Origin of the sequence: Pseudomonas sp. HN2-3 (assembly GCF_020691745.1) — a bacterium.
Classification (GTDB): Bacteria; Pseudomonadota; Gammaproteobacteria; order Pseudomonadales; family Pseudomonadaceae; genus Aquipseudomonas; species Aquipseudomonas capeferrum.
Genome location: NZ_CP085704.1, coordinates 3,081,494 through 3,100,549, shown reverse-complemented (window position 1 = coordinate 3,100,549; position 19,056 = coordinate 3,081,494). Strand labels below are relative to the sequence as shown.

At 62.6% G+C, this 19,056-nt stretch carries 14 protein-coding genes; 4 read left to right on the top strand and 10 right to left on the bottom strand.

The annotated features are described in order from the left end of the window. Positions 1-33 precede the first annotated feature (33 nt). On the bottom strand, positions 34-1,620 hold the full coding sequence (locus tag LJX93_RS14010) for a cyclic diguanylate phosphodiesterase (RefSeq protein WP_033698025.1): 1,587 nt from the start codon (positions 1,618-1,620) through the stop codon (positions 34-36). Positions 1,621-1,921: 301 nt separating this feature from the next. Here LJX93_RS14010 and hppD point away from each other — a divergent pair, with 301 nt between their 5' ends. Continuing rightward, positions 1,922-2,998, top strand: a complete 1,077-nt coding sequence (hppD, locus tag LJX93_RS14005; protein ID WP_033698024.1) for a 4-hydroxyphenylpyruvate dioxygenase — start codon at positions 1,922-1,924, stop codon at positions 2,996-2,998. Positions 2,999-3,016: 18 nt separating this feature from the next. Here the strand turns inward: hppD and LJX93_RS14000 are convergent, their stop codons facing one another. Together LJX93_RS14000 and LJX93_RS13995 are read right to left on the bottom strand one after the other, a co-directional pair. Beyond that, positions 3,017-3,823, bottom strand: coding sequence for a CSS-motif domain-containing protein (locus LJX93_RS14000; RefSeq protein WP_033698023.1), 807 nt, complete (start codon positions 3,821-3,823; stop codon positions 3,017-3,019). A gap of 132 nt (positions 3,824-3,955) precedes the next feature. Further along, on the bottom strand, positions 3,956-4,642 hold the full coding sequence (locus LJX93_RS13995) for a type 1 glutamine amidotransferase domain-containing protein (protein WP_033698022.1): 687 nt from the start codon (positions 4,640-4,642) through the stop codon (positions 3,956-3,958). A gap of 145 nt (positions 4,643-4,787) precedes the next feature. Here LJX93_RS13995 and LJX93_RS13990 point away from each other — a divergent pair, with 145 nt between their 5' ends. Continuing rightward, positions 4,788-6,869, top strand: coding sequence for an ATP-binding protein (locus LJX93_RS13990; RefSeq protein ID WP_047583222.1), 2,082 nt, complete (start codon positions 4,788-4,790; stop codon positions 6,867-6,869). A 6-nt stretch (positions 6,870-6,875) separates the two neighbouring features. Here LJX93_RS13990 and LJX93_RS13985 read toward each other — a convergent pair whose 3' ends face one another. From LJX93_RS13985 to mexE, 5 genes are all read right to left on the bottom strand, one after another. After that, positions 6,876-8,480, bottom strand: a complete 1,605-nt coding sequence (locus LJX93_RS13985) for a response regulator (protein WP_033698020.1) — start codon at positions 8,478-8,480, stop codon at positions 6,876-6,878. A 111-nt stretch (positions 8,481-8,591) separates the two neighbouring features. Beyond that, positions 8,592-9,647: a tetratricopeptide repeat protein gene (locus LJX93_RS13980; RefSeq protein ID WP_033698019.1), complete on the bottom strand. Its 1,056-nt coding sequence runs from the start codon at positions 9,645-9,647 to the stop codon at positions 8,592-8,594. 190 nt (positions 9,648-9,837) lie between these two features. Beyond that, positions 9,838-11,253, bottom strand: a complete 1,416-nt coding sequence (locus LJX93_RS13975; RefSeq protein WP_033698018.1) for an efflux transporter outer membrane subunit — start codon at positions 11,251-11,253, stop codon at positions 9,838-9,840. Next, entirely contained in the window at positions 11,250-14,429 is a 3,180-nt protein-coding gene (locus LJX93_RS13970; RefSeq protein ID WP_033698017.1) for an efflux RND transporter permease subunit, read from the bottom strand. The genes LJX93_RS13975 and LJX93_RS13970 overlap by 4 nt, the downstream gene beginning before the upstream one ends. A 12-nt stretch (positions 14,430-14,441) precedes the next feature. Further along, positions 14,442-15,683, bottom strand: a complete 1,242-nt coding sequence (gene mexE, locus LJX93_RS13965) for a multidrug efflux RND transporter periplasmic adaptor subunit MexE (protein WP_033698016.1) — start codon at positions 15,681-15,683, stop codon at positions 14,442-14,444. 239 nt (positions 15,684-15,922) lie between these two features. Between mexE and LJX93_RS13960 the strand changes: the two genes are divergently transcribed. Then, positions 15,923-16,606: a tetratricopeptide repeat protein gene (locus LJX93_RS13960; protein WP_227696066.1), complete on the top strand. Its 684-nt coding sequence runs from the start codon at positions 15,923-15,925 to the stop codon at positions 16,604-16,606. Positions 16,607-16,625: 19 nt separating this feature from the next. Here LJX93_RS13960 and LJX93_RS13955 read toward each other — a convergent pair whose 3' ends face one another. Both LJX93_RS13955 and gspG read right to left on the bottom strand, forming a co-directional pair. Further along, on the bottom strand, positions 16,626-17,816 hold the full coding sequence (locus LJX93_RS13955; protein ID WP_227696065.1) for a type II secretion system F family protein: 1,191 nt from the start codon (positions 17,814-17,816) through the stop codon (positions 16,626-16,628). 11 nt (positions 17,817-17,827) lie between these two features. Next, positions 17,828-18,253 carry a type II secretion system major pseudopilin GspG gene (gspG, locus tag LJX93_RS13950; protein WP_033700061.1) on the bottom strand — a complete coding sequence of 142 codons (426 nt, stop codon included), beginning with the start codon at positions 18,251-18,253 and terminating at the stop codon, positions 17,828-17,830. Positions 18,254-18,438: 185 nt separating this feature from the next. Between gspG and LJX93_RS13945 the strand changes: the two genes are divergently transcribed. After that, positions 18,439-19,032 carry a lytic transglycosylase domain-containing protein gene (locus tag LJX93_RS13945; RefSeq protein WP_033698014.1) on the top strand — a complete coding sequence of 198 codons (594 nt, stop codon included), beginning with the start codon at positions 18,439-18,441 and terminating at the stop codon, positions 19,030-19,032. Positions 19,033-19,056 lie beyond the last annotated feature (24 nt).

The window sequence follows — 19,056 nt, the reverse complement described above, 5'->3', positions numbered from 1 at the left end:
GAATGCCTCGAATAGGGGAGTTGAGCGTGTGGATCAGCCGCGCATGATCTCAGGGGGCGCGTCCTGCGGCAACCGCGACACACCGGAGCGTGCGGCCAGCGCTTCGAGGAACGCCTCTGCCGGCATGGGCCGGGCGAACAAGTAGCCTTGCTGGAAATCCACCGCGTGTTGGGCCAGGTAGTCACGCTGGGCCTCGGTTTCCACGCCTTCGGCAACGATGCCCAAGCCCAATTTGCCCGACAGCTCGATGATGGTGTCGAGGATGTGCAGGGACAGCGCGTCGACACCGATCATGGCGACGAAGCTCTGGTCGATCTTCAGGTAGTCGACCTTGAACTGGCGCAGGTAGTTGAGGCTCGACTGGCCCGTGCCGAAGTCATCGAGGGCAATCATCACGCCCATATCATGCAGTTTCTCGAACAACTCCAAGGCCACTGGGGTGGCTTCGATCAGCTTGCGTTCGGTCAGCTCCAGGGTCAGTGCCACCCGGCCGGGTGGAAAGTGCTGAAGGAAAGTCCGGCAGTCGTCGAGCAGGCTCAGGTCGCGGCAATGGTCGGCGGTTATGTTGATGCCGATGTGAAAGCCATCTTCCAGCAGCGCGGCATACGGTGCCAGGCTCTGCGCGGTGTGCAGCATCAGCGCGCGGGTCATGGCGACGATCTGGCCGCTGTGTTCGGCGTAGGGGATGAACAGGTCGGGGCGCACCAGGCCTTCCCGTGGGTGGTTCCAGCGCATCAGCACTTCGGCGCCCGCCCAGCGGTAATCGCCCTTGCGCACCACGGGTTGGAAGTACGGCAGAAATTCGTCAGCCTCAAGGGCGCGCTGCAACTCGGCACGTGGCGAGGTGGCACGGCGGATTTGCCAGTGGCACGCGGCCCCGGCCAGCACGCCGAGCACCATCAGCAAGCTGAGCAGGGCGGGGTAGTGGCTGCGCAGCAGCTGGCCTTGCTTTTCGGCGCCATAGCCGCCGTACACGCTGAACGGGTAGCGGGTCGAGCTCAGCGTCACGGCGGCGGTCGCAGCCGTGGGGGGCACGCCTTTGTGGACGATACCGTCCTTGCCCATCCAGTCGTTGCCGACGCGAATCTGCAACGTATCGTCCGGGCCGATCAGGCGCAGGGCCGTGAGCAGGTGGTCGCCATCCACGGTGCTGATCGCCCCGTGGTCGCCCTCGCTGGCCCGGTACACCAGCAGCGGATGGCCCGGCGTCACCGAGTTGCCATCCATCAGCCAGAGCGTGCCGTTGGTGTACTCGCTCGCGTCGACGACCTCATCGAACTCCCCGAACAGTGATGAGCAATACAGCGTGTTGTGCTGAAAAAGGTTGGTCGAACGGACGAAGGCATTACGGGTGACCTGGCCACGCAGGGCCAGTTTGACCTGTGTGCAGGGGCTACCTGCCAAGGGCAGCAGCGCGTGGGCGGTGCTGGACAAGCTGTCGAGAATGCGCTCGACATGCTCGACCACTTGGGCGGCGGTGGCATGGCTGCTGGCGCGCAGGTCGCGATCGATCTGCCAGTTCATCACTGCCAGGCCACACGCCACCGGGACTACGCCGATCGCCCAGGGCAGCAGGGTGCGCCAGCTCCAGCCGGCGCGGCGTCTAGTGGTAAGGGGCATGCTGGCCTAATGTGATGGAAGGTAACGTGCAGAGGATAGCCGCTTGTCAGGGAGCGTGGCTAACTAAAGCGCGACAAAGCAATTTACGCACTGTAGAATCCGGTTACGAATACAACAATAAGGTTCTCCACCTCCGGAGAATCAAGCCCGCCGAGAATGGGTCCATATGACAAACCATGGGTTCAAATTGATCATTGGTGACTTCCTCGCTCGCAGCGTGCGCGGCATCCCGTGCTCACCGCCTGTTCTGTTCTACATCCCCGGAAATCACTAATTTTTCGCTGTAGATGAGGACAAGAACATGGCAGATATTTTCGAAAATCCAATGGGCCTGATGGGCTTCGAGTTCATCGAGCTGGCATCGCCGACACCTGGCGTACTCGAGCCGGTTCTGCAGATACTCGGTTTCACCAAGGTTGCTACGCACCGTTCCAAAGAGGTGCACCTGTACCGTCAGGGCGGTATCAACCTGATCCTGAACAACGAACCTAAAAGCATCGCCTCGTACTTTGCCGCCGAACATGGCCCATCGGTCTGTGGCATGGCGTTCCGCGTGCGCAATGCCCATGAAGCCTATGCCCGCGCTTTGGAGCTGGGCGCCCAGCCGGTGGAGATCGAAACCGGCCCGATGGAGCTGCGCCTGCCGGCGATCAAGGGTATTGGTGGTGCGCCGCTGTACCTGATCGACCGCTTTGAAGAAGGCAGCTCGATCTACGACATCGATTTCAACTTCATCGAAGGTGTGGATCGCAACCCTGTGGGTGCGGGCCTGAAGATCATCGATCACCTGACCCATAACGTCTACCGTGGCCGCATGGCCTATTGGGCCGGTTTCTACGAGAAGCTGTTCAACTTCCGCGAGATCCGCTACTTCGATATCAAGGGCGAGTACACCGGCCTGACCTCGCGTGCCATGACCGCACCCGACGGCATGATCCGCATCCCGCTCAACGAAGAGTCGTCCAAGGGCGCCGGGCAGATCGAAGAGTTCCTGATGCAGTTCAACGGTGAAGGCATCCAGCACGTGGCCTTCCTCACCGATGACCTGCTCAAGACCTGGGATGCGCTGAAGGGCATTGGCATGCGCTTCATGACCCCACCGCCGCAAACTTATTACGAAATGCTCGAAGAGCGCCTGCCAGGCCACGGTGAACCGGTGGATCAACTGCAAGCGCGCGGCATCCTCCTTGATGGCGCCGCAGAGTCGGGTGACAAGCGCCTGCTGCTGCAGATCTTCTCGGAAACGTTGCTTGGGCCGGTGTTCTTCGAGTTCATCCAGCGCAAGGGCGATGATGGCTTTGGCGAAGGCAACTTCAAGGCGCTGTTCGAATCCATCGAACGGGACCAGGTTCGTCGGGGCGTATTGAGCACCGACTGATCCAACCGGGTACCGCCGTCAGGGTTTTTCGGCGGCGGTACCACGCCTGTTGCCCCGCGCCCGGAACAGGCCCCAATAGATGATCGAGCCGGTCACTATGCCTACCAGCACCAAAGAAGGAAGAATCTGCAGCATCGACTGGCGGATTTCCTGGGCGCTGTACCCTTGGGCGTACCCCCCCGTGACGGCATATCCATACTTGGCAGAAACTGCCCGTACCGTGTACTCGGACTGTGAAGGCCGATTCGGGTCGCGGCTGTCTCCATGGCTCCAGATGTACTGGTCGCCAAACTCCAGAAGCAGCGTCAGGCCATCCTGGAATGCGCGCAATTCGTTGCGCAGTTCCGAGGCATTGCCTGTGACGATCACACTGGGGTTTTGCCCCGGCACTTGAAAGTGAGTAACCAGCGTGGTGGGCAACACGGGCGAGTCGATCGCCAGCTCAACCCCCTGCCCGGATTGGGCGAAAGCCGACAGATGCTCCAGCGACTCGGTGTGGGTGCTGCAGTATGCTTGCTGGTCTTGCGTCAGCGTCAATGAGCGTAGCAAGGGATCGCGGGCCACCTGGTCCTGCAATGTACTGATGACATCCGCGCATGCCTTGCCAGCCAAAGGCTGGGCAAGCAAGGCGGTGCTATGCATGCGCTCCAGCACCTTGTCGATGGTGAACACCGCTTCCTGAACCGAGATCTGTGCGTTTTCCTCAAGCTTCTTTTCCAGTTGAAACACCATCACCAGCAACCCGGAAACCACCGGTACCAGGCCGATCGCCATGATTAGCAGCAACTCCAGCAAACTGCGCCCGGCATGCATGATTTTCGACATAGGCCATTGCTCTCCAGTCTGATGCTGCCCGTGTTGGACAGATGAGCTGAAAGCCTATGTATTCAACGGTATGTCGGATGTAGTCCGGGTGCGGCATGAACGCCGGGAAATCAGGTAATCAGGCGTAAGTTGTCACTTTGACTTGAGTCTCGCGAGCACCTTTTCAGCCAAGTCAGCCGTGGATGCGGGGTTTTGCCCGGTAATAAGACGATCATCGCTGACCACGAAGGGTTTCCACGGGTCATCGTGCTTGCTGTAAATACCGCCACGGGCAACCAGTTCGTTTTCGGTGAGAAAAGGCACTACCTTGTCCAGTTCAACCAGTTGCTCTTCGATGTTGGAAAAGCCTGTGACCTGTCGGTCCTTCACCAGCAGGCTGTTGTCACTGAGCTTGATGTTCAACAGGCCGACGACGCCGTGGCAAACAGCCGCGATGATGCCTTTGTTCTCATAGATCTTGCGTGCGAGGTCTTGAACCGGTTTGCTCTCGACAAAGTCGTACATCACGCCATGCCCGCCGGTGTAATAGATGGCGCTGTAGTCGTCAGCCTTGACCAGACCTGGGCTCAGGGTGGCGCCCAGGCGGCTCATGAACCGCTTGTCGTCATACCACTGCCAGTCCAGGTCGGGGGCCATCTGCAGGCTGTGCGGGTCGACCGGTACGTAGCCACCCTGAGGGCTGACATAGTCAACTTCGTAACCGGCCTTCTCGACTTTCTCGACAAAATGCACGGCCTCGCCCAACCATAGCCCGGTTGCCCGCTTGAGGTTCGGGTACTTGGCCGTATTGGTCAGCACTACCAGCACTTTCTTGCTCATGACCACACTCCCGTCGGCAGCCTGTAAGGGACCGTTATTCCATGGCTCAGTGGAAAACCTAATGAGCATAGCTGCCACATGCCGGTACGCCATTAAAGCAGCGCGAGCTGTGCTACCTTGAACAGCATTCGCCACCCAGAACACCATGGGAGTCACACATTTGGTCGCTAATGGCACCCCCCGCGAAGCTGCGTCACAGGCCATCCTGCTGGCGCCCAACACGGCAACGGTCGATCCCATGGGCGAGTGCATCGCCCAATTCGATTGGGGGCGCACCGCCCTCGGGCCATTGCCACGCTGGCAGGCCTCGCTGCGTATTGCCGTCGACATGATGCTGTTGTCGCCATTTGCCTGCGCGGTGGTGTGGGGGCCTGACCTCAGCGTGATCCATAACGATGCCTATCGAGCGCTGCGCCTCGGCGGCCAGGATGTACTGGGCAAAGCGTTCGACGCGGTCTGGAGCGATGCCTGGCAGACCATGGGGCCTTGGGTGTTCAAGGCACTCGAAGGGCGCTCGAGTTTTGTCGAGGACCCGCCCATGCGTATCGCCTGCGGCCAGAACGGCGACCCCGTGTGGTGTGCCTTCGGCTACTCACCGATTCGTGACGAGCAGGGCAGCGTTGCGGGTTTTCTTCACACACTCATCGAAACCACGGCAAATGTCGAGGCGTATCACCATTGGCGTGAGCAGGCCGAGGCCTTTGAAAAACAGCTCGGAAGCTACATGGCCGATCGTGAACAGATCTGGCAACTGTCGCGTGATGCCATGATGATCGTCACCCGTGAACTGACGCTACACGCTACCAACCCAGCCTGGCACCGTATCCTGGGTTGGGGTAAGGACGCGGCGCAGGGCATGCCGATACTGGAGCTGATCCACCCGGCGGATCGCGCAGAAGTGCAGGTGGCGGTATCCGGCTTCGTGCAGGACAAGGCGCTCGAGCAGATCGATATCCGCCTGCGTCACCAGGATGGCCACTATCGCTGGTTTCGCTGGGCCGCCAAATTCGATGGCAGCTTGCTGACCGCCGTGGGCCGTGACATCACCGCCGACCGCGAAGAGGCCACCCGCCAGTCCGAGGCCCTGTTGCGCAACAGTGAACATCTGGAAGTCATTGGCCAATTGGCAGGCGGGATGGCACATGAAATGAACAACCTGCTGTCGGGTATCGGGGGCAGCCTGGAACTGTTGCAACGACGCATGCTGCAGGGGCGCCTGGAACGCATGGAGACCTATGTGGAGCTGGCGCGCGACTCGGTGCAGCGCGCCATGAACCTGACTCACCGGCTGCTGGCGTTTTCCAGCCATCAGCCCCTTGATCCCAAGCCACTGAATGTCAATCGGCAGCTGTCCTTGATCGAACCAATGCTACTAAAGGCCCTGGGCGCGGAAATGAGCCTGCATTGGCAACTGGATGTGAGACCATGGACGGTCTGCGTTGACCTTACCCAGTTTGAAAATGCCTTGATCAACCTCTGCGTGAATGCCCGTGAAGCCTGCCTTGAGCGTGGCAGCGTCACTATCCGTACTGTCAATGAACGGTTGACTGCGCATTTTCCGGATGAGCAGGGGCTGCCGCCAGGCGACTACGTGGCATTGCATGTCGAAGACAACGGCCACGGCATGTCGGCGGCCGATGTCGCCAGAGCTTTCGAGCCCTTTTTCACCACCAAGCCCATGGGGCGTGGGTCGGGGCTCGGCCTGCCGATGGTCTACGGCTTTGTCGGGCAGTCGGGTGGTTATGTCTGGATCGAGTCGAACCTGAACGAGGGGACGAGAGTCTCCTTATTGTTTCCGCGCAGCCGTGCGTCGATTCCGGCAGAGGCACCGGCATGCCTGCCGGTCATCGAGCGGGTCCAGGGCGGGCGGCTGCTGCTGATCGATGACGAGGTCAACCTGCGCGCACTGATGCGTGAGTTTCTCTGCGAGCGTGGTTTCGCCGTCATTGAAGTTTCCGACGCCAATTCTGCACTGGACCGCTTTCGTCATGACGGGGCTTTCGACCTGGTCATCACTGACATCGGCTTGCCGGGTGGTTTCAGCGGCCGGCAAGTGGCCAAGGCCATGCGCATGCTCAAACCGACGCAGAAAATCCTCTTCATCACCGGGTATACCGATCAGCCGATCGAAGCCCAACTGCTCGAGCAGCCTGGCACCGCGCTGATGCTCAAGCCGTTCCCGCTGGAGCAATTGGCCAACCAGGCCCAGCACATGCTTGCCGACTGAGCCGGTTCAGGGCTCACCGAGTATCTGCGTCACCTGCGCCTGCAGCTGTTCGAGTGCGAATGGCTTGCAGATCAGGTGCATGCCCGCGCCAAGAAAGCCCTCCCTGGCCATGGCCGTTTCTGCGTAACCGGTGATGAACAGCACCGGCAGGTCTGGGCGCAGGGTGCGGGCGATTTCCGCCAGTTGCCGCCCATTCATGCCGGGCAGGCCGACATCGCTGACCAGCAGGTCGATCCTTTGCGATGAACGCAGTATGTGCAGCGCTTCATTGGCGTTGGCGGCGGTTTGACAAGGGAAGCCGTCTTCGCACAGCGCATGACAGAGCAACTGACGCACATGAGGGTCGTCTTCGACCACCAGCACGTCATGGCCCTTGCTGCCGGGCACAGGCCTTGGGGTCGGGCGCTCGGGCTTTGCCTCGCCAACGTGCCGCGGCAAGTACAGGTCGACTTGGGTGCCATGGCCGATCTTGCTCTGCAGGGTGACATGCCCATGGGACTGCTTGCTGAAGCCGTACACCATGGACAGGCCCAGGCCGATGCCCTGGCCAACGGGTTTGGTGCTGAAAAACGGTTCGAAGGCGTGTTCCAGCGTGCTCTGCGACATACCCTGGCCGTCATCGATGATGCTCAGGCGCAGGTATTCACCACTGTTCAGGGCGCCCCCCGCGAACTGCTCGTGCTCGACCCGCTGGTTGCTCGCCTCGATGCGTAGCAGCCCGCCGGTGGGCATGGCTTCACAGGCATTGAGCAGCAGATTGTCCACGGCCTCTTGCAGCTGCCCGTCGTCGGCCTCCACCGGCCAGAGGTCGGCGGGCACATGCAGTTGCAGGGTCACTGAATGGCTGAGCCCAGCATTCAGGCGCTTAGGTTCAAGCAGCGTGTGCAGCTCGACGCGCTGAGTGTGCAGGGATTGCCTGCAGGAAAACGCCAGCAGACGGTGGGTCAACTGACCTGCGCGCGACAGGGCCTCCTGGCCCATGCGCAAGATGCCCTCCAGGCTGTCGCTGCGGCCCTGCTTGAAACGACGCTCGATCAGTTCGAGACTGCCACCGATACTGGTCAACAGGTTGTTGAAATCATGAGCGATGCCACCGGCCAGTTGGCCGATGGCTTCCATTTTGCGGATCTGCGTGCGGGCGAGCTCTGTGCTGTGCTGTTCCTGGAAACGTGCGTCCAGCCGCTGTTGCTGGGCTGAGAGCTGATCACGTGCGTGGTACTGATGGCGGCGGTTACGCTGCGCGATGCGGATCAGTTGCAACACTTGCCCCTCCTCGAGTGGGAAGAGCAACTGCATCAGGTTACCTGTAGGCAGGTGGGTGGGGCCTGTGGCGGCTGAGCTGACATCCATGATCAGCAGAATGGGCAGGTCTGACCAGCTGGGCTGCTGGTCGATAAAACCTTGCAACGGCGGGCTGGGCCCGTTGCTGAACGTCTGCTCGGCGATGATCGCCAGGGCCGCACCTTCGATCAGGCAGTCGTGCAGGTTGGCGATGTCATGGGCACACAGGCTTTCGATGCCGACGGTCGCAAGCAGGCGAGCGGTATCCGCAGCAAGCTGTGGGGGGGCCAGGATCAAGGCACGTTCGTCCAACGCCAACGAACTGGCCAAAGCGACGCTCCTGTAACATTAGGCAGGGCCAAGGCTTGGCCGTGCTGCCAGTAGTCCGATACTCACTGGACCGCAGGCTGTCGCTTGGGGTTCAACGAATTTTTCGGCGGCCTAAAGCCCCTGTTGTAGCACCGGGTCGTCGGGGTTTTGCCGTTCGAGCTCGGCGAGCAGCACCTGAACGTTCTGCAGTTGGCCGGTCTCTTTCCAGTACTGGATAAGCAAAAGCCGCGCCCGGCGATTGGCTGGCTCGCGACTGAGCACGGTTTCCAACTGTTTCTGGGCAGCATCGACCTGCTCGAGTTCATGCAGGGTCACAGCCAGGGTAGTGCGGTACTCGGCGTTGTCCGGCTCCAGCTCCACCGCACGGGACAGGGCAAGCAGGGCATATTCGCGCTGTTCGTGCCGATTGAGCCAGAGCCCCAGCTCATATTGCAAAAAGGCAGAGTCGGGGCTCAGGAGCAAGGCTTTGGCCAGCACCTGGCGAGAAGCGTCGTGATGGCCTTGGCGCTCCAGCAGGCGAACCTGGGTTGCCAACGCGTCGACGTTGCCTGGGGCCACCGTCAGGGCCCGTTGCAAGGCAGCAGCGGCCTGGGTGTAGTCGTTTTCGTGCAGGTACAGGCGCGCCAGATGCACCTGGGCATCGGCGTCGTCAGGTTGTTCCTCCAGTGCCTGCTGGTACTGCTCCAGGGCTGCCTGCAAGGGGCCGAAGTACAGGCCGATAGCGTCCGGGTCCAGGCCCAGCAGAGCGTCTACGGCCGCGAAGCGTACACTTTGCTCGGCGTCATCGAGCAAGGGGCCGAGTACCAGGCTGCGTTGTGCGGCCGGCAGCAAGCGGCGAATGCCGGCAATGGCTGCTTGGCGTACCAGCGGGTCTGCGTGCTCCAGGTCCAGGCGTGCGAGTTTCAGGGCCTGGGGGGAGGGGTAGTTGGGCAGCTCGGCGTACAGAGCCGCGCGGCGAATGGGGGCCAGGTCGTTACGTTGCAATTGCTGGTACAGCACCCGCGCAGCGCCTGGCAAGCCTTCATGGGCCTGGCGCAGGGCCTTGGCGTAACTGTGCGCGGGCAGCGTGGGCGGTGCCGGCTGGTCGTCTCGCTGCAGGTAGCCGATCATGGTGACCAGCAGAATCAGCAGCAGCAAGGCGATCAGGTAGCGGTTGCGTCTGGGCATCGGATGGTCCGTGGCGGCAGGAAGGGCAGAGCTTGGGCCAGCAACGGGTCAAATGCAACCGCTGAAGGCATGGCGGCGCCAAGGCCGTCAGAGGCCCCGCAAGGCGCAAAAAAAAGCCCCGCAGGCCAAGGCCCGCGGGGCAAACGGTTGGGGGAGTAACCAACCAAAGGAGTCGTTGAAAGGGGTTGAATCAGCGCGCGCTGGCCACCGTATCCGGTTGCCAGCCGCCACCCAGGGCCTTGTAGATCGAGACGATGCCGCGGTACAGCTCGACCTCTCCCTGGGCCTGGGCATCTTCTGCGCTAAGGCGCTCACGCTCGGCGTCGAGCAGCACCAGGTAATCCACCGTGCCTTCGCGATAGCGGATCGAGGCCAGCGCTGCCGCCTTGCGGCTAGCGTCGCTCTGACGCATCAGCGACAACAGGCGCTGCTGGGTCTTGTCGTAATCGCTGAAGGCGTTGGCCGACTCTTCAAGGGCCAGCAACACTTGCTGCTCATAGTTGGCCAGGGCGCCTTCGGCGTCTGCCTTGGCACCGCGCAGACGGGCGCGCACGCTGCCCAGGTCGAAGGCCGCCCAGGTGATGCTCGGGCCCAGGCCCCAGGCGTTGGCTGCCGAGGAGCCGATCTGCGAGCCGCGCGCAGCCGTAAAGCCGAGGAAGCCACTGAGGCTGACCCGTGGGAACAGGTCGGCAGTGGCCACACCGACGTTGGCCGTGGCGGCGGCCAGTTGGCGTTCGGCACTGCGAATATCCGGGCGACGACGCAGCAGCTCGCCGGGGTCGCCCACCGGCAGTGCTTTGGCGATGGCTGGCAGGGCCTTGGGCGACAGGTCTACGCTCAGCGCGTCCGGGCGCTGGCCAAGCAGGGTGGCGATGCGGTGACGGGCACGCGCCTGTTCGGCCTGCAGTTGCGGCACAGTGGCTTCGACACCTGCCAGGCGCGCATCGGCACGCACCACATCAAGGTCGTTGCCCACGCCAGCATCGCGCAGGGTTTCGGTGATGGTGCGCGATTCCTGCTGGGTCTTGAGGTTGGCCAGGGCGATGTTCTCGCGCAACTGGGCACCGCGCAGTTGGCCATAGGCGTCGACCAGTTCGGCGATCAAGCTGACTTGCAACTGCTGCAGGTCGGCCGCGGCGGCGGCCTCCTGGGCTTCGCTGGCTTCGATCTGGCGCTGAATACGGCCGAACAGGTCGAGTTCCCAGGCCATGTCCAGGCCCAGGTCATAGCGTTCGCTGTTGACCCGCTGCTCGGTCTGGCCGGGGACCTGGCCCTTGCCGATTTCGCTGCTGGCACGGCTGGTGACCACCGGCAGTTGGTCGTTGGCGGCGTCCTCACGGATAGCACGGGCCGACTTCAAACGGGCAAAGGCTACCCGCAGGTCACGGTTACCGTCGAGCGAGGCCTGCACCAGCTGGTTCAGCACCGGGTCGTCGAACTGCTTCCACCAGATGCTTTCGAAGCGGCTACGGTCGTAGGCCTTGGCCTGCAGCTGAGGGTCAAAACGGGCAGGCTCGGTGTTCGGCGTCTTGTAGTCCGGGCCCACCGCGCAGGCCGCCAGGGCCAACGCCAGCAGGCTCGGGGTCAGGGGTTTGAGCAGGTTCATGCGGGGTTCTCCAGCGATTGCACGCGTTCGGCCTTGCGGGCTTGGCGGCGTTCGACGAAACGGCGGATCAGGAAGAAGAACACTGGGGTCAGGAACAGCCCGAACACCGTCACGCCGATCATCCCCGAGAACACCGCGACACCCATGGCGTGGCGCATTTCCGAACCGGCACCGGAGGAGAACACCAGCGGTACCACGCCCATGATGAAGGCGATCGAGGTCATCAGGATCGGCCGCAGACGCAAGCGGCAGGCTTCCAGCACTGCGGCCAGCGGGTCGAGGCCCTTGGCCTGTTCATCCTTGGCGAATTCGACGATAAGGATCGCGTTCTTGCACGCAAGGCCCACCAGTACGATCAAGCCGATCTGGGTGAATATGTTGTTGTCACCGCCCGAGACAATCACCCCGGTAATGGCCGACAGCAGGGTCATCGGCACGATCAGGATCACCGCCAGCGGCAGGCTCCAGCTTTCGTATTGGGCCGCCAGCACCAGGAACGCCAGCAGTACGCAGAGCGGGAACACCAGCAGCGCGGTATTGCCAGAGAGAATCTGCTGATAGGTCAGGTCAGTCCACTCGAAGGTCATGCCGTTGGGCAGTTCCTCTTTGAGCAGTTTCTCGATGGCAGCCTCGGCTTGGCCAGAGCTGTAGCCCGGGGCCGCCGCACCGTTGATTTCTGCGGTGATGAAGCCGTTGTAGTGCATCACGCGATCAGGCCCGGAGGTGTCGCTGACCTTGAGGAAGGTCGCCAGCGGGATCATCTCGCCCAGGTTGTTGCGCACCTTCAATTGGCCGATCTGTTCGGCATCGAGGCGGAACTGCTGCTCGGCCTGGACGTTGACCTGGTAGGTACGGCCAAAGCGGTTGAAGTCGTTGGTGTACAGCGAGCCCAGGTAAACCTGCAGGGTGTCGAAGATGTCGTTGATCGCCACGCCGTGGGTCTTGGCCTTTTCCCGGTCGATGGCGGCATCGACCTGCGGCACGTTGACCTGGTAGCTGGTGAACAGGCCCGCCAGTTCCGGCACGTTGTGGCTCTTGGCGATGATGTTCTGGGTTTCCTTGTACAGCGCTTCGTAACCCAGGTTACCGCGGTCCTCGATCTGCAGGCGGAAGCCGCCAATGGTGCCCAGGCCCTGTACCGGCGGCGGTGGGAAGATCGCGATGTAGGCGTCCTGGATGTCGGCGAACTGGGCGTTCAGGGCGGCGGCGATGGCCGCTGCCGACTGGCTCGGGTCTTTGCGCTCGTCGAACGGCTTGAGCGGGGTGAACACGATGCCGCTGTTCGGGCTGTTGGTGAAACCGTTGATCGACAGGCCCGGGAAGGCTACCGAATCGGCAACCCCAGGTTGCTTCAGGGCGATCTCGCTCATGCGCTTGATCACTGCCTCGGTGCGGTCGAGGCTGGCAGCATCAGGCAGTTGGGCAAAAGCCACCAGGTATTGCTTGTCCTGGGCTGGCACGAAACCGGTCGGGGTGGACGAGAAACCGAGGTAAGTCAGGCCCATCAAACCGGCATACACGAACAGGGCGATGCCGCTGGAGCGGATGACCCGGCGCACGCCGCCGACGTAACTGTGGCTGGCACGGTCGAAGAAGCGGTTGAACGGCGAGAACAGCCAGCTGCCCAGCAGTTTGTCGAGGAAGCGCGAGAAACGGTCCTTGGGTGCGTGGTGGTCCTTGAGCAGCACGGCGGCCAGGGCCGGCGACAGGGTCAGCGAGTTGAACGCCGAGATGACCGTGGAGATGGCGATGGTCAGGGCGAACTGCTTGTAGAACTGCCCGGTAAGGCCGGAAATGAACGCGGCAGGCACGAACACGGCGCACAGCACCAGGGCAGTGGCAATGATCGGCCCGGTCACTTCGCTCATGGCCTTTTGCGTGGCTTCAAGCGGTTTCAGGCCCAGCCCGATATTACGTTCGACGTTCTCCACCACAACGATGGCGTCGTCCACCACGATACCGATGGCCAACACCAGCCCGAACAGCGACAAGGCATTGAGCGAGAAGCCGAACAGGTGCATCACCGCGAAGGTACCGATCAGCGACACCGGCACCGCCAGCAACGGGATGATCGAGGCGCGCCAGGTCTGCAGGAACAGGATCACTACCAGCACCACCAGTATCAGCGCTTCGAACAGGGTGTGTACCACTGCCTCGATGGAGCCGCGCACGAAGATGGTCGGGTCATAGACGATGCTGTAGTCCATGCCCTCGGGGAAGTCCTTCTTCAGCTCGGCCATCTTGGCCCGTACTTCATCGGAGATCTCGATGGCGTTGGAGCCTGGGCGCTGGAAGATCGGGATGGCCACTGCCGGCTGGTTGTTCAGCAGCGAGCGCAGGGCATATTGGCTGGAGCCGAGTTCGACCCGGGCGATGTCTTTCAGGCGAGTGATTTCGCCATCGGCACCGGCACGGATGATGATGTTCTCGAACTCTTCCTCATTGACCAGGCGGCCTTGAGTGTTGATCGACAGCTGGAAACTGGTGGACCCAGGGGCGGGCGGGGCGCCCAGCTGGCCGGCAGCGACCTGGCGGTTCTGCTCGCGGATGGCCGCGACAACGTCACTGGCTGTCAGGTTGCGCGAGGCGGTCTTGTTCGGGTCGAGCCACACGCGCAGCGAGTAGTCACCCATGCCGAACAGTTGCACGTCACCCACGCCGCCCAGGCGTGCCAGCTCATCCTTGATGTTGAGGATGGCGTAGTTGGACAGGTAGAGCATGTCGTAGCGGTTGTCCGGCGAGGTCAGGTGCACGACCATGGTCAGGTCGGGCGAGGCCTTGTCGACGGTAATACCGATGCGCGTCACTTCTTCCGGCAGCTTGGGCTGGGTGCGGGTGACGCGGTTCTGTACCTGCACCTGCGCGTTGTCGAGGTCGGTGCCCAGGGCGAAGGTGATGGTCAGGGTCAGCTTGCCATCGGCGGTGGATTGCGAGGACATGTACAGCATGTTCTCGACACCGGTGATGGCCTGCTCCAACGGTGCGGCGACGGTTTCGCCGATCACTTTGGGGTTGGCACCGGGGAAGTTGGCGCGCACCACCACGGTGGGCGGCACCACTTCCGGGTATTCGCTGATCGGCAGCTGGAACAGCGAGATCGAACCCGCAATCAGCAGCACCAGCGACAGCACCGCGGCAAAAATCGGCCGGGTAATGAAGAATTTTGAAAAGTTCATCGGTGTGATCCCTTAACCGCGTGGCGCCTGGACGCTGGCGACTTTCTCAGTGGTGCCCGCTACCTTCGGCGTGGTGTTGCTGGCTTCGAGGGCCTGGCGCTGCTGGGCGAGGGCGGCGAGGGTCTGTTCGCTGGCCATCGGCGTTTCTTCTGGGGTAACCGCCGAACCTGGGCGTACCCGCTGCAGGCCTCTGACTACGATGCGGTCATCCTTGGCCAGGCCGCTGCGCACGATGCGCAGGCCTTCGAGCTTGGGCCCCAGCTCTACAGCGCGGTAGGTAGCTTTGTTGTCCTTGTCCATGACCAGCACGAACTTCTTGCCAAGGTCGGTGCCCACGGCTTCGTCGTTGATCAGCATGGCGTCGTACTGGGCGCTGCCGACCAGCTTCAGGCGTGCATACAGGCCAGGGGTGAACTGGCCGTCGCGGTTGTCGAACACGGCGCGGCCACGGATGGTGCCGGTGCGCGGGTTGACCTGGTTGTCGACGAAGTTCATCTGGCCCAGGTGCGGGTTGCCGGTTTCGTTGGTCAGGCCCAGGTACACCGGGGTGGTCTGGCCGCGCTGGCCTTCACGTGCCAGCTGGGTGTACTTGAGGTACACGCGCTCGTCGGCGTCGAAGTAGGCGTAGACCTTGTCGGTGGACACCACGCTGGTCAGCGGGGTGACATCGGCGGTGACGATGTTGCCGGCTGTGAACTGGGCACGGCTGACACGGCCGCTGATGGGCGCGGTAACACGGGTGAAGCTCAGGTTCAGACGGGCCAGGTCGAGCTGGGCCTGGATTGCATCGACCCCGGCGCGGGCTTCGGCGGCGGCACTGCTGCGCGATTCGGCAAGTTCGGCGGAGATGGCGTTGCTGTCACGCAGGCGCTCGCCACGGCGGGCTTCGTTGGCGCTGCGGATGGCGGTGGCCTTGGCCTGTTGCAGTTGCGCTTCGAGGCGGCGGACTTCAGCCTGGAACGGGCGCGGGTCGATCTGGAACAGCAGGTCGCCTTTCTTGACCTGGGCGCCTTCGGTGAAACCGACGAGGTCGATCTGGCCCGAGACCCGCGGCCGCACTTCGACGGTTTCCGGGGCTTCGAGGCGGCCGGTGAACTCGTCCCATTCATTGATCGGCTGTTCGATCACCTTGGCAACGGTGACTTTGGGCGCGGCGGGCGCCTGCACGGCGTCGGGGGTTCGACCGCAAGCGCTGAGCACTACGACTGCCAGGGCAGCGAGTGGAAAGCGCAAGGGTTTGAGTGAGTGGTCCATGGAGAACTCCGCCAGAGTATTAGTAGTGGGCGGAGTGTGAGTGCCTTGCGCGCGGCGCACGAATCGAACGGGGCGAAGGTTATTATCACGCTGAATGATATGTCGGGATCTTTCATCGATAAGCGGCATCGCGGGGAGATGAGCATCTGAGCGATCAATCGGGAACTTCAATGCCATGCTCAGGTCGATAGGCTCTTCTTTCGAGCCAGGCCCACCTGGACCAGTCGAGTGCTTTCCTCATGCCAAGCAAGCGTATGCTGTCGACCCTTACCCTGTTGTTCAGCGTCGCTGCGAGCCATTTCACCGTCGCCGGCGAGCGCACGGCGACTGCACACAGTAATACGGCCTCGACCCTGTTGATCGACACCGCTTCTAGGCAATATGCAGACGGCAAACTTGATCAGGCCGCGGCCACACTGGAGCGGGCGCTGCAAATTCAGCCGAACAATCCCGCTACACTGCACTATCTGGGTGTGCTGCGCTTGCAGCAGGGGCAATACGATCAGGCGGGAGTGTTGGCGGCGCGCTCCAACCTGCACGTCGGGCACAACGTGGCATTGCGCAATCGTAATCTGCAATTGATTCAGGCAGCGAACAAAGCCCGGACTTCAGGTACTGCTCCTGGTGCTGTAAACGCGTCGGCAGTTCAAGCAACACAAGTACAGACGAGCTCGGCGCACGCACGATCAGTCACGCTTGCTGCTGCCGAACAGATGCAGGGCATTGCCGGTCAGCAGCGAATCGGTCTTGCTGAACACCGTATGGCCGATGCTGCTTTTGAGGTGCCGCCAGGCCACAGGCCGCCACCGGGCAAATGCCGAATCTGGTTCCCCGATCGCTCACCCGGGCATCAACCCCCGCCCGGCAAGTGCAAAAAGCTAAAAAAACACATTCCTGCCGGCGCCTACCTTGTGCGTCATTAATGGCCTGGGCCTAGCCGTTTCAGTGGATGCTTGAGGCCAGTTCGAAGATCGGCATGTACATCAAGATCACGATGAAGCCGATCAGCAAGCCGATGAAGGTCATCAGCAGCGGCTCGAACAGCTTGACGAACCATTCCACCCAGCGGCCGATCTCCTGGTCGTGAAAGTCGGCGCAACGCTCCAGCATCTCGCCGAGGTTGCCCGACTGTTCACCCGCCCGCAGCAGCCGCAAGGACACCGGCGTCACCAGTTGCCCGGCCTCCAGCGCATCGGACAACGGCAGCCCTTCGGCCACGCGTTGGCTGGCTTGTTCAAGGCCTTGGGCTGCGGCACTGCCCAGCAGCCCGCGGGCCATGCCCATTGCCGTGAGGATGGAAATGCCACCTTGCAAAAGGATGCCCAGCGAGCGGTAGAAGCGTGCCAGCTCGTACATCATCAACCGCTGGTGCAGTGCGGGCATGCGCCTTAGCTGGCGGGATGCCCAGCGTCGCACGCGCGGGTGACGGCGCAGCAGTACCAGGGCGGTTATCCCCGCCACACTGCCCAGTGCCAACGGCAGTTGCTGGGTATGCAGGAACAAGCCGATCTGCATCAGCATGCGTGACAGCCAGGGCAGCTCGGTACCCATGCCCTCGAACACCTGGCTGAAGCGCGGCACCACGTAGCCGAGCAGAAACAGCACCACGCCACCGCCCACCAGCAACAGCAGCAGCGGGTAGACCGACGCCCCCACCAGCTTCTGCCGGACCAGGTCCAGGCGTTGGCGGTAGGCGATATAGCGGCCCAGGGCGTCGCCCAGGGCGCCGGTGCGCTCGCTGGACTGCACCAAGGCGACGTACAGCGCCGGGAAGATCCGCGGCTGCCGGGCCAGCGCCTGGGACAGCGAATGGCCCTCGTACAGCTGGCGCACCAGGTCACCCAGCGTTTTGCGCGTGGCCGGGGTCGCGGCTTTTTCCCCCAGGCTTTCCAAGGCGTCGATCAACGGCAGCCCGGCATTCAGCAGGGTCGACAGCTCCTGGCTGAACAGCACCAGGTCAAAGTGTGCTTCACGGCGCCAGGCCATGCGACGCAATGCGCCGCCCTGGCCCTTCACGCTAACCACCCGCAAACCTTGCGCCTCGACCTGGCGACGCGCCTGGTCGGCATCTTCGGCGTCGATCTGCAACTGCACCACGCCCTGTCTGCCCAGGGCCTTGAGGCTGTAGCGCATGGCCGAACTCCTCATTGCCAACTGGTGATTTCGGCGTTTTCCCCGTCACCACCGGGCTGGCCGTCCTTGCCCATCGACAGCAGGTCGTATTCGCCGCCGTTCTCGCCGGGTTGCCGGTAGATGTAGGCGTGCCCCCACGGGTCCTGCGGTACCGCCTTCTGCAGGTAGGGGCCCGTCCAGCGGGCTTCGCCACTGGGAGCGGTGACCAGCGCCTGCAGGCCCTGTTCACTGTTGGGGTAATGGCCGACTTCCAGGCGATAGAGGTCAAGGGCCTTGCTCAAGCCCTCGATCTGTGCCCGTGCCACCTTGACCTCCGAGCGGCCTAGCTGGCTGAAGTACTTGGGCGCGACGATGCCGGCCAGCAGGCCGAGCACCACCAGCACCACGAGGAGTTCGAGCAGGGTGAAACCACGTTGGGGGTTGGATCTGCGCTGCATGGTGAAGGCCTCCGCTGCATGTAAACAGGCTGTGTCAGGCACCATGCAACAGCCGTGCACGTCTGCCTCGGGGCCTTGCACCATGCGGTACAGGAAGCGGCACAGTGCTTGCGTCGTCGACATCGACCTCGGGTTTTCCGGGGCATTTCCCCCACATCGGGGGCCACGACGAAGAGGCAGCCGACATGCGTGGACTCATCCTGGGTTTGATCTGGCTGGCGGCGGGTGCCGCCCAGGCCGATGTGTACATCTCCATCGATGCCAAGGGCGGCTACGTACTGACCAACGTCCATCGACCCGGGCGTCATTACCAGCGGGTGATCAGCGAACCGCTGGCCCAGGCGGGCCCGGCCGGTGCGCAGTTGATCACCGGGCGCCCCTATGCCGAGCTGGTGGCGGCCGCGGCGCTCGCCCACAACGTACCGCAAGCGTTGCTGCATGCGCTGATCAAGGCCGAGTCCGGCTATAACCCCAAGGCCCGCTCGCCAGCGGGCGCGGTGGGGCTGATGCAACTGATGCCCGATACCGCCCGTGAAATGGGCGTGGAGAACGCCCTGGACCCTGAAGACAACGTGCAGGGCGGCGCACGCTACCTCAAACGCATGCTGACCCTGTTCGACAACGACATCACCTTGGCCGTGGCCGCCTACAACGCAGGCCCCGATGCAGTGCTGCGACGGGGGGCGGTGCCGCCGTTCGCCGAAACCCGCCGCTACGTGCCCAACGTGCTGCGCGAGTACCGCAAGCTGCAAGGGTTGGCGGACGATTCGCCGTTGTAGGCGCGGCCACCCTTCGGCGGATGC

Excerpts from the sequence above, each read along its gene's own strand:
- LJX93_RS13955 (WP_227696065.1), bottom strand. The coding sequence starts at position 17,816 with ATGCGCTACAGCCTCAAGGCCCTGGGCAGACAGGGCGTGGTGCAGTTG.
- LJX93_RS13980 (WP_033698019.1), bottom strand. The coding sequence starts at position 9,647 with ATGCCCAGACGCAACCGCTACCTGATCGCCTTGCTGCTGCTGATTCTG.
- mexE (WP_033698016.1), bottom strand. The coding sequence starts at position 15,683 with ATGGACCACTCACTCAAACCCTTGCGCTTTCCACTCGCTGCCCTGGCA.
- LJX93_RS14000 (WP_033698023.1), bottom strand. The coding sequence starts at position 3,823 with ATGTCGAAAATCATGCATGCCGGGCGCAGTTTGCTGGAGTTGCTGCTA.
- LJX93_RS13995 (WP_033698022.1), bottom strand. The coding sequence starts at position 4,642 with ATGAGCAAGAAAGTGCTGGTAGTGCTGACCAATACGGCCAAGTACCCG.
- LJX93_RS13970 (WP_033698017.1), bottom strand. The coding sequence starts at position 14,429 with ATGAACTTTTCAAAATTCTTCATTACCCGGCCGATTTTTGCCGCGGTG.
- hppD (WP_033698024.1), top strand. The coding sequence starts at position 1,922 with ATGGCAGATATTTTCGAAAATCCAATGGGCCTGATGGGCTTCGAGTTC.
- gspG (WP_033700061.1), bottom strand. The coding sequence starts at position 18,253 with ATGCAGCGCAGATCCAACCCCCAACGTGGTTTCACCCTGCTCGAACTC.
- LJX93_RS13945 (WP_033698014.1), top strand. The coding sequence starts at position 18,439 with ATGCGTGGACTCATCCTGGGTTTGATCTGGCTGGCGGCGGGTGCCGCC.
- LJX93_RS13990 (WP_047583222.1), top strand. The coding sequence starts at position 4,788 with ATGGGAGTCACACATTTGGTCGCTAATGGCACCCCCCGCGAAGCTGCG.
- LJX93_RS13960 (WP_227696066.1), top strand. The coding sequence starts at position 15,923 with ATGCCAAGCAAGCGTATGCTGTCGACCCTTACCCTGTTGTTCAGCGTC.
- LJX93_RS13975 (WP_033698018.1), bottom strand. The coding sequence starts at position 11,253 with ATGAACCTGCTCAAACCCCTGACCCCGAGCCTGCTGGCGTTGGCCCTG.
- LJX93_RS14010 (WP_033698025.1), bottom strand. The coding sequence starts at position 1,620 with ATGCCCCTTACCACTAGACGCCGCGCCGGCTGGAGCTGGCGCACCCTG.